The following is a 12257-nucleotide window of genomic DNA, read 5'->3' as shown; positions in this document are numbered from 1 at the left end:
CGGCCCGCCCTCAGCGCGAGGCGGTGACGTCGAGCAGGTGCGAGAGCTCGCCGAGCGCGCCCGGGACGAGCCTGTAGTACGCCCAGGTGCCGCGCTTGCTGCGGGTGAGGAACCCGGCCTCCATCAGGATCTTCAGGTGGTGCGACACCGTCGGCTGGCTGAGGCCGACGGGCTCGATGAGGTCGCACACGCAGGCCTCCTCGCCGTCGGATGCCGCGACGATCGAGACGAGGCGCAGCCGCGTCGGGTCGGCGAGGGCCTTGAGCTTGCGGGCGAGCAGGTCGGCCTGGTCGGCCGCGATCGCCTCGCGCGTGAGCGGCGCGCAGCACATGGCGGCGGCCGGTTCGGCCATCGGGAGCAGCTGCGGCGTCGTGGTCACGGAGACATCCTAGCCTGAATATTGACAGACTTCGATGAAAGGACCACACTCTGTATCGAAGTTCATCGATATCCGAAGGCGAGTCCACCCATGACCCTGATCGACCTCACCGCGCAGAGCCTGCAGGACCGGCGGCTCGCGACCCTGCCCGTCGCCATCATCGGCGCCGGGCCCGTCGGGCTCGCCGCCGCCGCCGACCTCGTCGAGCGCGGACTGGACTTCGTGGTCTACGAAGCCGGCGACGAGGTCGCCGCGAGCATCCGCAAGTGGGGGCACACCCGGCTCTTCTCGCCGTGGAAGCACGTCGTCGACCCGGCGTCGCGCCGCCTCCTCGAGGCGACCGGGTGGGAGCTGCCCTCGCCGGACGCGCTGCCGAACGGTGCCGAACTCGTCGAGCGCTACCTCGAGCCGCTCGCGGCGCTCGAGCCGATCGCCTCGCGCATCCGGACCGGCGTCACCGTCGAGGCCGTGACCCGTCGGGGCATGGACCGCACGCGCACGGCCCACCGGGCGGCCACGCCGTTCCTGCTGCGCCTGCGCACGGCCGACGGGCTCGACGAGACCACGGCGCGTGCGGTGATCGACGCCTCGGGCACGTACGAGCAGCCCAACTCGCTCGCGTCGTCCGGCCTCGACCCGCTGGGGCTCGCCGAGGTCGCCGACCGCGTCACGCACGCGCTGCCCGACGTCCTCGGTCGCGACCGCGCGCGCTTCGCCGGGCGGCACGCCACGGTCGTGGGCGCCGGGCACTCGGCGGCGAACACGCTGCTCGCGCTCGCCGAGCTGGCCGAGCAGGTTCCGGGCACCCGCATCACCTGGCTGATCCGCAATGCGAGCGCGGTGCGCGTCACCACGTCGGAGGACGACGAGCTCGTGGCTCGCGCGACGATCGGCCGCCGGGTCGACCGGCTCGTGGCATCCGGACGCATCGAGCTCGTCGACCGCTTCGAGACGGTGCGGCTCGGCCGCACGGATTCGGGCGTGCAGCTGTTCGGCCTGCGCGGCGACGACCTGGTCGAGCACGAGACCGACCTCGTCGTGAACGCGACCGGCTTCCGCCCGAACCTCGACATGCTGCGCGAGGTGCGCCTCGACCTCGACGAGGTCGTGCAGGCGCCCCGCCGGCTGGCCCCGCTCATCGACCCGAACGTGCACACGTGCGGCACGGTCGAGCCGCACGGGTTCGCCGAGCTCGAGCACCCCGAGCCCGGGTTCTTCCTCGCGGGCATGAAGAGCTACGGCCGCGCCCCGACCTTCCTGCTCGCCACGGGGTACGAGCAGGTCCGCTCGATCACCGCCTGGATCGCGGGGGACGAGGCGGCGGCCCGCAACGTCGAGCTCGTGCTGCCCGCGACCGGGGTGTGCTCGACGAGTCTGGCCGCGGACGGCGTCGAGGCGGCATCCTGCGCCACCGAGCCCGCGGTGGCGGGCGGACCGGCCGCCGCCGCGAGCTGCTGCGGCTGACGTTCCGGCTACCCGGGCGGGGAGTCGTCCGCGCTCGTCGCCCGGTGCCGCTGCGCGAGCCGCTCGCGCTGCCACTCGTCGACCTCGGCCAGCCAGTCGAGCGGTGCGGACGGCCCCACGCGGGGATCGTCCGGCCGGCGGCCGTCGCGGACCGCCTCGACATAGGCCCGGTCGAGGTCGAGTCGCGCTCGGAACTCCTCGCGTCCGCCCACCGAGCCGTGGCCGGGGACGACGACCTCGACCTCCTCGGCCAGGGCCTCGAACCGTTGGAGCGCGTCCAGGTAGTCGCCGGTCGGGTCGTCGGCCTGCAGGTCGAGGAACGGGATCAGGAGATCGGAGAGCATGTCGCCCGCGACGAGGACGCCGGGCGCCTCGACGAGCAGCGCCGCATGGCCCGGGGCATGCGCCCGGTGCTCGATGATGCGCGCGGTCGGTCCGTTCCACGGCACGGTCGCGGCGTCGGCGGGGAGGGCGGTGATCAGGCCGAGCAGCTCCATCGGGATGTCGTCCGCGTACTCGGGCGGGAGCCCCTCCGCGACCTGCTCGATCCAATCGGGCTGCGAGAGCAGCTCGCGCATGGCGGCGGCGTTGCGGGCGGTGCCGTAGCGCGGCGCGTCGCCGAGGTCGGGGTGCCAGAGCACGTGGTCCCAGTCGGGGTGCGTCGAGAAGCCGGCGACCACGCGCCGGCCCGCCCCTGCGAGGTCGTGGGCGAGCGTCGCCAGCTCGGTGCGCGTGAGCCCCGGATCCACGAGCAGCACGCCGTCCGCCCCCTGCACGATCACGCTGTTGCTCGCGATGAACTCGCTCACGTGCACGAGCACGCCCTCCGCGACCGGCTCCAGCATGGCGTTCCTCCGCTCGCGGGATCGAGTTCCGCTGCTGCCGAACGGTACACCCGACCTCGGCGATCGCGCCTCAGGCCGGAAGCGCGAAGGTCATGAACACGCTGCTGGGATCGGGCCGGTAGTCGCCGAACGGGTCGCACTCGACGAAGCCGTACCTGGCGTAGAGCCTCCGGGCCGGGAGGAAGAACTCCTGCGATCCCGTCTCGAGGCTCAGGCGGCGGTAGCCGCGACGGGAGGCTTCGGCGAGCACGTGCTCGAGCAGGCGGGCGCCGAGGCCGCGACCTCGCGCCGCGGCATCCGTGCGCATCGACTTGAGCTCGCCGTGCGTCTCGTCGAGGTGCTTGAGCGCGACGCAACCCACGAGCTCGTCCCCTTCGGCGAGGGTCCAGAACGCGACCTCGGGAACGGACAGGCCCGAGACGTCGAGCGCGTGGACGCTCTCGGCGGGCGAGGTCGCGAACATGTCGGCGAGATGGTCCTCGAGCAGGCGGACGACCCGGGGGTCGCGGAGGTCGCCGAGGTCGATGGAGAGCGTCGTCACCGGTCCATGGTCGCGCACCGATGTTTCCGCGACGTGACGTCGGCGGGCTGCCGCCGCCGCGGGCGCGGGCCTCAGGCGGTCGCGGGCTCCGGCAGGATCTCGGCGATGAGCTGCTCGACACGGCGGCGGATCTCGTCGCGGATCGGCCGCACGGCCTCGATGCCCCGACCGGCCGGGTCGTCGAGTTCCCAATCCTCGTAGCGCTTGCCCGGGAAGACCGGGCAGGCGTCGCCGCAGCCCATCGTGATCACCACGTCCGACTCGCGGACGGCCTCGGTCGTCAGCACCTTCGGGGCGTTGCCCGCGATGTCGATGCCCTCCTCGGCCATCGCCTCGACCGCGACCGGGTTGATCTCGTCCTCCGGGGCGGACCCGGCCGAGCGCACCTCGACGCGGTCACCGCCGAGCTCGCGCAGGTAGCCGGCCGCCATCTGCGAGCGGCCGGCGTTGTGCACGCACACGAACAGGACAGTGGGCTTCTCGCTCATGCGAAAAGCATAGACCAGTGTCTATGCGATGTCGAGCGAGGCCAGCAGGCCGCGCACGTGCGCCTCGATGCGATCCCGGATGTCGCGCACGCGGTCGAGCGGCTGCCCCACCGGGTCCTCGAGCTCCCAGTCGAGGTAGCGCCGCCCCGGGTGGATCGGGCAGGCGTCGCCGCACCCCATGGTCACGACCACATCGGCCGCGCGGACCACCTCGTCGGTCAGCGGCTTCGGGAACTCGCCGCCCACGCCGACGCCGATCTCGTCGAGCGCCTGCACGACCGTCGGGCGCACGGCGTCCGCGGGCGCCGACCCGGCCGTCCGCACTCGCACGCGGTCGCCGGCGAGGTGCCGCAGGATCGCCGCCGCCATCTGCGACCGGCCGGCGTTCTGCACGCAGACGAAGAGCACCTCGGGCACGCCGTCGGGGCGTCCGGAGCGGTCCGAGGCCGCGACGGCCAGCGCGTCCAACCGCTGCGCCGCGAACTGCGCGGTCAGCGACGGCAGCCGCCGGGTGATGCCCGAGCGCGCGGCGAGCAGACCGTGGCTCTCGCGCACGTACCGCGCGATCGTCTCCGTGCTGAAGATCCCCGCGAAGCGGGTGGCGAGGTCGCGGGTGATCCGGTCGAGCACCGCGGCCTCCGTCGCCGTGTCGGACCCCGACGCCACGGGCGCGCCGAGCACGTCGGCCACGCGGTCGGCGCGGTCCGGGGAGACCGAGTACCAGGCGCGACGCCCCTCGGGGGTCCGAACCAGCACGCCCTCGTCGAGCAGGGCCTTCGCGTGATGCGACACGGTCGGCTGCCGAAGGCCCAGCTCCGCGGCGAGCTCGGTCACCGTCGCGCGGCCGTCGGGCCTCGCGAGGATCAGCGACAGCATGCGGGCGCGGGTCGGGTCGGCGATCAGCGCGAGGCCGCTCGCCGCGGCATCCGCTCGACCCGAGACCATAGACGCCAGTCTATGCAAGCGACGGATGCCTCGGCCGAGTGACCTTCGGCCCACTTCGGCAGTGCACGCCCCGGGAGGCTGGACCCAGGCCGCAGGCGCGGCGGTCGGCGAAGGGGTGGTGCAGGTGTTCACGAGGACCGTGGTCGCATGGGACGGCTCGCCGCACGCCGAGGCGGCGCTCCGCTGGGCCGCCGAGCGCGGAGGTCACGAGGTGCTCGAGCTCGTGCACGTCATCCCCGGCGACGACCAGGCCAGCGAGTACCTGCGCGCGACCGGCGAGCTGTCCGAGCAGCGCGTCGCCCTCATGGACCGCGCCGAGGCGCTGCGGGCCGAGCAGCCCGGGCGGACGGTCGAGACGAAGACCGTCCACGGCCGCCCGGAGCGCGAGCTCGGGGCACACCTCGCGCACGACGCGCTCGTCGTCGTCGGCACCTCCTCGCACGGCCGGGAGAGCGCGTGGACCCTCGGCGCCCGACTCGCCGCGCACCGCTCGCGAGGGTCCGTCGCCGTGATCCCCATCGACTGGGACGCGCTCCAGCGACGGAACATCGTCGTCGGCGTCGACGGATCCGTCGAGTCGATGGCCGCCGTGCGCGTCGGCGTCGAGGAGGCGCAGCGCAGCGGCGACGAACTCGAGCTCGTGCACTCGTGGGTCGTGCCCACGAGCTGGAACTCGGCGTACGTCGAGTACCTCGGCGACGTGCAGCTGATGGAGGACATGCGCCGCGACGTGCTCGACGAGGCGCTCGAGTACGCGCGGTCGCTGGGCGGCGCGCCCGCGGGCCGCCTCGAGCAGGGCGGGGCCGCGCCGATCCTCGCCGAGCGCAGCCGGACCGCGAACGTCGTCATCGTCGGCAGCCACGCGACCGGCGGCATGGCCCGCTTCCTGCTCGGCTCCGTCAGCCACGACCTGCTCCTCGAGGCCGCCGGCCCCGTGATCGTCGTGAGCGACAACGAGTAGCGATGGCCGCCTCCATCCGGTTCCTGGGCGGCGCCGACTGCGTCACCGGCTCCCGATACCTCGTCGAGACGGATGGTGCGCGCGTGCTCGTCGACTGCGGGCTGTTCCAGGGGTTCAAGGTGCTGCGCGAGCGCAACCGCCGGCCGTTCCCCGTCGCACCGGGATCGATCGACGCCGTCGTGCTCACGCACGCCCACCTCGACCACTCCGGCTACCTGCCCGCGCTCGTGCGCGACGGATTCGCGGGGCCGATCCTCGCCACGCCCGGCACGATCGAGCTGAGCCGGGTCCTGCTCGCCGACAGCGCCCATCTCATGGCGGAGGAGGCGCGGCACGCGGCGAGGCGCGGGTGGTCGCGGCACCGGGACCCCCGGCCGATCTACACGAGCGCCGACGTGAAGGCGACGCTGCCGCGGTTCCGCGAGCTCGCGTTCGGCGAGCGGCGCACCGCCGCGGACGGCGTCGACGTTCGCCTGTCGCCGGCCGGCCACATCCTCGGGGCGGCGCAGGCGCACCTCGAGGCGGGGGGCCGCGCGCTCCACTTCACCGGCGACCTCGGACGGCGCCGCGACCCGCTGATGCGCCCGCCGGCCGACGTCGAGGCCTGCGACGTGCTCGTGACCGAGAGCACGTACGGCGACCGCCGCCACGCCGACGAGGACCCGGCCGAGCGCCTCGGCGAGGTGGTCTCGCGGGTCACCCGTCGCGGCGGGGTCGTGCTCATCCCCGCGTTCGCCGTCGGCCGCACCGAGACCGTGCTGCTGCACCTCGCCCGGCTGGCGGACCGCGGCGAGCTGCCCGACGTGCCGATCTACCTCAACAGCCCCATGGCCGTCGACGTCGCGTCGATCTACGAGCGGTACCCCGAGGAGCACCGGCTCGGCGGCGACGAGCTCACGCGCATGTACCGGCTGGCCACGCGCATCAGCACGGTCGACGACTCCAAGCTGCTGAACCTCCGAGGAGGGCCCATGATCGTCATCTCGGCGAGCGGCATGCTCACCGGCGGGCGGATCCTGCATCACCTCCGGGCCTACGGGCCCGATGCGGGCAACGCGATCGTGCTCACGGGGTTCCAGGCGGGCGGCACGCGGGGCGCCGCGCTCGCCGCGGGGGAGCGCTCGCTCCGCATCTTCGGCGACGACGTGGCCATCCGCGCCGAGGTCGTCATGATCGACGGCATGTCGGCGCACCCCGACGCCGACGAGCTCATGGAGTGGCTGCACGCCGCGCCATCCGCCCCCGGGATGACCTACGTCACCCACGGCGAGGCGCATGCCGCGGACGCGTTGCGGACGCGCATCAAGCGCGAGCTCGGGTGGCCGGTGCGCGTGCCCGAGCACGGCGAGCGCGTCCCGGTGGACTCCGCGCCGACGACGGCGGACGCCGAGCGCGTGGGAGCCGACGAACTCATCGACGCGTTCGACGCCGCGATCTGACCCGCACCGACGACGACCGAGGAGGAGACATGGACGAGCAGGACGACCGTCCCCCCACCCGCCAGCTCGAGGCGGACGAGTGCTGGCGGCTCATCGAGGCGGCCCCCTACGGCAGGGTCGCGGCCGCCGCCGCCGGGGAGGTCGACATCTTCCCCGTGAACCACAAGGTCGACCACGAGGGTCCCGACGGCCCCGGAATCGTGTTCCGCACGGCGCCGGGCACGAAGCTCCTCGAGCTCACGATCCACGCCGGCGTGGCGTTCGAGGTCGACGGCTTCACCGACCGGGAGGCGTACAGCGTGGTCGTGAAGGGGCAGGCCCGCGAGCTCGAGCGCTCGAGCGAGATCGAGCACGCCGAGGAGCTCGAGGTCACGCCGTGGGCTCCCGAGGTGAAGGACCGGTGGGTGCGGATCCAGCCGACCCTCGTCCACGGGCGGGCGTTCGCGCGCCGGCGGGTCGAGGGGTAGCGCCGCGCCGGGCCCGGCTCAGTCGACCAGCGCGTCGAGCGACGAGTGCAGGTGCCGGCTGACGAGCGCGGATGCCGCGTGGCGCGCGCCCGCCTCGAGGGCCTGGTCGACGTCGGCGCCGTCCAGTCGCGCGTGCAGCACACCCGACATGAAGGCGTCGCCCGCGCCGTTCGTGTCGACGACCTCGACCGGGACCGCGTCGACGCGGTGCTCGGCGATCGGGCCCTCCGCCGACTCCCGCGACACCGCGACCGCGCCCTGCGCGCCGAGCGTGCAGACCACGAGCATCGCCCCGTCGTCGATCAGGCTCCGCATGAAGGGCAGCGGATCGGGGCCGATGCGGTCGCCGTTCATGAACACCGCCTGCGCGGCGTCGATGAAGGAGCGATGGAACTCGGCGGTCCCGTCGTAGTCGTGGATGTCGGTCCAGATCGGCCGCCCGGAGGCCCGCGCGTCGGGGATCATCCGGCGGGACCGCTCCGACAGGTCGAGCACGATGGCCGCGGCGTCCTCCATGGCGGTCGTGAGCCGGTGGTCCTCGGGGCTCGGACGGTCGTCGGGCGTGGAGAGGTAGATCGAGACGCGCTCGCCGTGGGGCGTCATCAGGTTCAGGTGCCGTTCGGTTCGCGCACCGTCGACCGCGTGCAGCTCGAGGCCCGGCACGCGCTCGAGGATGCCGCGGAGGCGGTCGCCGTCGGCATCCCGCCCGATGAGCGTGTGGAGCTCGACGGGGCGACCGGACGCGGCGAGCCCCAGTGCCTTCCCGGCGCCGGTGCCGCCCACGGTCTCGTGGTCGCCGAGCGCGAACTGCATGTGCGGCGTCGGCTCGGGCAGATGCTCGAGCAGCACGATCTCGTTCCATGACGCCGGCCCCGAGATGATGACCCTGTCGCTCACGTGCCGCCGCTCCCATCCGTGCCGCGCGCGTCGCGGCACCCGGTCCATCCTGTCGTGACGGATGCCGGGGCGCGAGCGCGGGTCCCGGCATGTGGGCGGCCACGGCTACGATGTCCGTCACCCCGGCCGACCTCTGAAGGAGTCCCCGCATGCCCCGGTTCGACCTGCCCGTCGACGAGCTCCGCGCCTACCGTCCCGAGGTGGCCGAGCCCGCGGACTTCGACGCCTTCTGGGCCGAGACGCTCGCCGCGTCCCGCGCGGTCGCCGAGGCGCCCCGGCTCACGCGCGTCGACTCGCCGCTCGCCGTGGTCGACGTCTACGACGTCGAGTTCTCCGGGTACGCCGGCGACCCGGTGAAGGGCTGGTTCACGGTGCCGGCCGGGGCCGACGGTCCGCTGCCCGCGATCGTCGAGTACAACGGGTACGGCGGCGGCCGGGGCCTCCCGCACGAGCGGCTGGCCTGGGCGGCATCCGGCTACGCGCACTTCTTCATGGACACGCGCGGACAGGGCAGCGCGTGGGGCACCGGGGGCGGTACTCCCGACCCGCACGGCACCGGGCCGTCGCACCCGGGATTCATGACCCGCGGCATCCACGACCCCGCCGAGTACTACTACCGGCGCGTGTTCGCCGATGCGGTGCTCGCCGTCGACGCCGTGCGCTCGCTCGACGCGGTCGACGCCTCGCGCGTCGCGGTCGCGGGCGCATCGCAGGGCGGCGGCATCGCGCTCGCCGCGGCCGGACTCGTCGACGGGCTCGTCGGGGCGATGCCCGACGTGCCGTTCCTGTGCCACTTCGAGCGCGCCGTCGGCCTCACCGACAAGGACCCGTACGACGAGATCGTCCGCTTCCTGTCGGTGCACCGGGACGCCGCCCCGACCGTCTTCCGCACGCTCGCGTACTTCGACGGCATCCACTTCGCGCGGCGCGCGACCGCCCCCGCCCTCGTGTCGGTCGCGCTCATGGACACGATCTGCCCGCCGTCGACCGTGTACGCGGCCGCGAACCACCATGCGGTCGGCGCCGAGGTCGTCGAGTACGCCTTCAACGACCACGAGGGCGGGCAGGGCGTGCACTGGCAGCGCCAGGCGGAGTGGCTCGCCGGGCGGCTCGCGGCGCTTGCCGAAGGGGCGGCCGCCTAGGCGGCAGGGCCGCCACCGCCCGGGTGCGCGTCACTCGTGCGAGACGTACCGTTCGATCTCGTCGTCGGAGACGGAGATGCCGGCGTCGGCGAGCCGCTGCCGGAGCAGGGACTCCTCATCGTGAGCGTGGCCCATCTTCATGTCCTCGCGGACCTGCACGAGGATGCCGCGGATCTGCTCCGCGCGCGTGGCATCGGTGGCGCCGTCCTCGATGGGCGCGTCCTGGAAGCCGGGGTGCTCGGCCATGGGGTCCTCCCTCCGGTGGCCCGTCCGGGCCGCCACGATCGATGCTGCCCCAGCCCGCGGCATCCGTCGAGCCGTTGACACGCGAGCGGATGCCGCGACGCGAGGCCGCGGCATCCGCTCGCCGACCGCCCGACCGCTCAGCGTCGCCGGAGGTACGCCTCGATGCGGTCGAACGCGCCGACCCACGCCTGCGATGCGAAGAAGTCGCGGATCTCGGGCGTCGGGAAGCCCGACTGCACGACGCTCATGAGCGTGCCGCCGTCGACGGGCTCGAACGTGACGACCACATGCGTGGTCATGGTCTCGCCGCTCGGGTCGCTGCCGGTCGACTCGGTCACGAGCCGGTGCGGCCGGTCGATCTCGAGGAAGACCTGCTCCTCGCGGAACAGCGTGTCGCGGTCGGGGCCCCACACGGCGACCTGCCTGCCGCCGACGCGCAGGTCGACCTCGATCTCGACGACGCCCGGCTCCTCGTCGAGGATCGAGAACCAGATCTTCTGCTTCTCGGCGTCGGTGTAGGCGTCGAAGACCTCCTCGGGCGTCGCGGGGAGCGTGCGCGAGGCGCGCAGCTCGATGGCCTCGGTCGTGGTGTCGGCGGCGGTGCCGCCCGTGTGCTCGGTCATGATGCGTCCTTTCGGGTGTCGTCGGGTGTTCCGTTGCGGAGGGTGAAGTAGGCCTCGAGACCGTCGAGACGGCGCTCCCAGAGGCGCTGGTAGAACGAGATCCACGCCATCGCGTCGTCCAATCGCTCGGCGCCCAGCCGGCACTGCCGGGTGCGTCCGACCTTCTCGGTGGTGGCGAGCCCCGCGTCGACGAGCACGTCGACGTGCTTGCGGATGCCGGTGAGCGTCATGCCCGCGGACTCGGCCAGTTCGCTGATCGAGGCCGGCCCCTCGCCGAGCCGTACCAGGATGTCGCGTCGTGTGGCGTCGGCGAGCGCGGTGAACGCCCGGTCGAGTACCTGATGTTGAACCATACGGTTCAGTGTAACTCACTGAACCGAACAGTTCAATATCTGTCGCCCATTTCCCGAGGTCGCGCGACACGCCGTGCGCAGGGCTCCGCCTACGGCGCGTCGCGCGTCGCGCGTCCTCGCGTGCGACGGGCGAGCGGATGTCGCGGGTCCCGGGGTTCCGGGCGCGCCCTGACGCGCGCGCGGCATCCGCTCGTCGAAAATGCGAGCATGGCTCGAGTCCGGGGGGTACCCGAGCCTCGGGGGTGATCGGGATGGTGCTTCGCGTCGGCGGGGTGGAACTCCACATGGGCCCGAGCTCGGTGGGCGGGCCGGACGACCTCGACGCCGCCGTGCGCGACTTCATCGACGACGCGCAGCACGTGCTCGCGATCGCGGTGCAGGAGCTCGACTCGCGCAGCATCGCCGAGTCGATCGTCGACGCGCGTGCGCGCGGAGTGCGGGTCCGGCTCATCCTCGAGGGCGACTACCTCGGCGAGGTGCGGGCCATTCCCGACCCGTGGAACGCGCCCGGAGCGCACGACGAGAACCGGCTGATCTCGAGCGCGCTCCTGAAGTCGAAGGTCGACCTCGTGACCGACCTCAACCCGAGCATCTTCCACCAGAAGTTCATCGTCCGGGACCCGGGCAGGCCGCGGGCCGCCGTGCTCACCGGATCCACCAACTTCACGCTCACCGACACGGGCACCAACGCCACGACCGGCCGGGGGAGCGGGCAGAACCTCAACCACGTCGTCGTGCTCCACGGGCAGCGCGCGGCAACCGCCTACCTTCGCGAGTTCGAGCGCATGCGCTCGGGCACCTTCGGCGCACTGCGAGAGCGCGTCGAGGCGCGACCGTCGGAATTCGGGCTGCCGCTCGTCCGCGTGAAGCCGCTGTTCGCGCCTCGGCACGGACCCGAGATGGAGATCATGAAGCAGATGCTGAAGGCCGCGCGCACGGTGGACTTCGCGATGTTCACGTTCGCGCAGTCGTCGGGCATCGACGACACGATGATCCGGCTGCGGCCGCAGCTCGACCGGATCCGCGGCGTGCTCGACCGCGACCAGGGCGCCGCCGCGTGGGCCGCGACGAAGGGCCTGCTCGGCGGCTCGATCGAGCTGCACGCCAACCGGAGGGGGACCGGCGTGCGCAAGCTGCACCACAAGCTCATGGTCATCGACGAGCGCCTGCTCATCGTCGGCAGCTTCAACTACACCGAGCCCGCGAACACCCTCAACGACGAGAACATCATCGTGATCGGCGACCTCGAGGAGCCCGTCGGCACGCCCGCCGACGACGCGCAGCGCGAGCTCGCGCGCTACGCGCTCGACGAGATCGATCGGATCGTACGCGACCTGTCGGCGCCGATCCCGGTCGTCCCCGTCCCGCAGCCGGCCTGACGGGGCCGGGCCCGACCCGACCCGATCCGGGGCCCGGCTCGCGCCATGTCGGAGGTCGTCGGCGACGTCATCCGCTTCGCGGGCAGCC

15 protein-coding genes are annotated in these 12257 nt (G+C 73.2%); 6 read left to right on the top strand and 9 right to left on the bottom strand.

Going from position 1 to position 12257, the window contains the following annotated elements:
- Positions 1-10: 10 nt before the first annotated feature.
- The gene (locus tag WBQ80_RS09985) at positions 11-352 is read right to left on the bottom strand and encodes an ArsR/SmtB family transcription factor (protein ID WP_336572395.1); all 342 of its coding nucleotides are present in this window, start codon (positions 350-352) and stop codon (positions 11-13) included.
- Positions 353-469: 117 nt separating this feature from the next.
- Here WBQ80_RS09985 and WBQ80_RS09980 point away from each other — a divergent pair, with 117 nt between their 5' ends.
- On the top strand, positions 470-1843 hold the full coding sequence (locus WBQ80_RS09980) for an NAD(P)-binding domain-containing protein (RefSeq protein ID WP_336572347.1): 1374 nt from the start codon (positions 470-472) through the stop codon (positions 1841-1843).
- Between the two features lie 8 nt (positions 1844-1851).
- Here WBQ80_RS09980 and WBQ80_RS09975 read toward each other — a convergent pair whose 3' ends face one another.
- The 4 genes from WBQ80_RS09975 to WBQ80_RS09960 all read right to left on the bottom strand — a co-directional run bounded on the left by WBQ80_RS09975 (position 1852) and on the right by WBQ80_RS09960 (position 4662).
- Positions 1852-2688 carry an MBL fold metallo-hydrolase gene (locus tag WBQ80_RS09975; protein WP_336572346.1) on the bottom strand — a complete coding sequence of 279 codons (837 nt, stop codon included), beginning with the start codon at positions 2686-2688 and terminating at the stop codon, positions 1852-1854.
- Between the two features lie 70 nt (positions 2689-2758).
- Positions 2759-3229: a GNAT family N-acetyltransferase gene (locus WBQ80_RS09970; RefSeq protein ID WP_336572345.1), complete on the bottom strand. Its 471-nt coding sequence runs from the start codon at positions 3227-3229 to the stop codon at positions 2759-2761.
- Positions 3230-3300: 71 nt separating this feature from the next.
- The gene (locus WBQ80_RS09965; protein WP_336572344.1) at positions 3301-3717 is read right to left on the bottom strand and encodes an arsenate reductase ArsC; all 417 of its coding nucleotides are present in this window, start codon (positions 3715-3717) and stop codon (positions 3301-3303) included.
- 21 nt (positions 3718-3738) lie between these two features.
- Positions 3739-4662: a metalloregulator ArsR/SmtB family transcription factor gene (locus WBQ80_RS09960; RefSeq protein ID WP_336572343.1), complete on the bottom strand. Its 924-nt coding sequence runs from the start codon at positions 4660-4662 to the stop codon at positions 3739-3741.
- A 61-nt stretch (positions 4663-4723) separates the two neighbouring features.
- On the opposite strand from WBQ80_RS09960, the gene WBQ80_RS09955 reads away from it, so the two are divergent.
- Genes WBQ80_RS09955 through WBQ80_RS09945 form a run of 3 tightly spaced genes read left to right on the top strand, consistent with a single transcriptional unit; the run spans position 4724 to position 7529 of the window.
- Complete coding sequence (locus tag WBQ80_RS09955) at positions 4724-5623, top strand: universal stress protein (RefSeq protein ID WP_337282539.1); 900 nt, start codon at positions 4724-4726, stop codon at positions 5621-5623.
- Positions 5624-5625: 2 nt separating this feature from the next.
- A complete protein-coding gene (locus WBQ80_RS09950) occupies positions 5626-7062 on the top strand; it encodes an MBL fold metallo-hydrolase (protein ID WP_336573453.1) in 1437 nt (478 codons plus the stop codon).
- A 29-nt stretch (positions 7063-7091) separates the two neighbouring features.
- Positions 7092-7529 carry a pyridoxamine 5'-phosphate oxidase family protein gene (locus WBQ80_RS09945; protein WP_336573452.1) on the top strand — a complete coding sequence of 146 codons (438 nt, stop codon included), beginning with the start codon at positions 7092-7094 and terminating at the stop codon, positions 7527-7529.
- 18 nt (positions 7530-7547) lie between these two features.
- Here the strand turns inward: WBQ80_RS09945 and WBQ80_RS09940 are convergent, their stop codons facing one another.
- Positions 7548-8426, bottom strand: coding sequence for a carbohydrate kinase family protein (locus WBQ80_RS09940; protein ID WP_336573451.1), 879 nt, complete (start codon positions 8424-8426; stop codon positions 7548-7550).
- 149 nt (positions 8427-8575) lie between these two features.
- Here WBQ80_RS09940 and WBQ80_RS09935 point away from each other — a divergent pair, with 149 nt between their 5' ends.
- Entirely contained in the window at positions 8576-9568 is a 993-nt protein-coding gene (locus tag WBQ80_RS09935) for an acetylxylan esterase (protein WP_337282538.1), read from the top strand.
- Between the two features lie 30 nt (positions 9569-9598).
- Here WBQ80_RS09935 and WBQ80_RS09930 read toward each other — a convergent pair whose 3' ends face one another.
- From WBQ80_RS09930 to WBQ80_RS09920, 3 genes are all read right to left on the bottom strand, one after another.
- On the bottom strand, positions 9599-9814 hold the full coding sequence (locus WBQ80_RS09930) for a hypothetical protein (protein ID WP_336573449.1): 216 nt from the start codon (positions 9812-9814) through the stop codon (positions 9599-9601).
- Between the two features lie 137 nt (positions 9815-9951).
- Positions 9952-10437, bottom strand: a complete 486-nt coding sequence (locus WBQ80_RS09925) for an SRPBCC family protein (RefSeq protein ID WP_336573448.1) — start codon at positions 10435-10437, stop codon at positions 9952-9954.
- On the bottom strand, positions 10434-10790 hold the full coding sequence (locus WBQ80_RS09920) for an ArsR/SmtB family transcription factor (protein ID WP_336573447.1): 357 nt from the start codon (positions 10788-10790) through the stop codon (positions 10434-10436). The genes WBQ80_RS09925 and WBQ80_RS09920 overlap by 4 nt, the downstream gene beginning before the upstream one ends.
- Positions 10791-11041: 251 nt before the next feature.
- Between WBQ80_RS09920 and WBQ80_RS09915 the strand changes: the two genes are divergently transcribed.
- Positions 11042-12169: a phospholipase D-like domain-containing protein gene (locus WBQ80_RS09915; protein WP_336573446.1), complete on the top strand. Its 1128-nt coding sequence runs from the start codon at positions 11042-11044 to the stop codon at positions 12167-12169.
- The last annotated feature ends 88 nt before the right edge of the window (positions 12170-12257 follow it).

Source organism: Agromyces sp. CCNWLW213 (assembly GCF_037199545.1).
Lineage (GTDB): Bacteria > Actinomycetota > Actinomycetes > Actinomycetales > Microbacteriaceae > Agromyces.
Note: the sequence above shows the minus strand (reverse complement) of the source record. Positions and strands in the feature narration are given on the sequence as shown.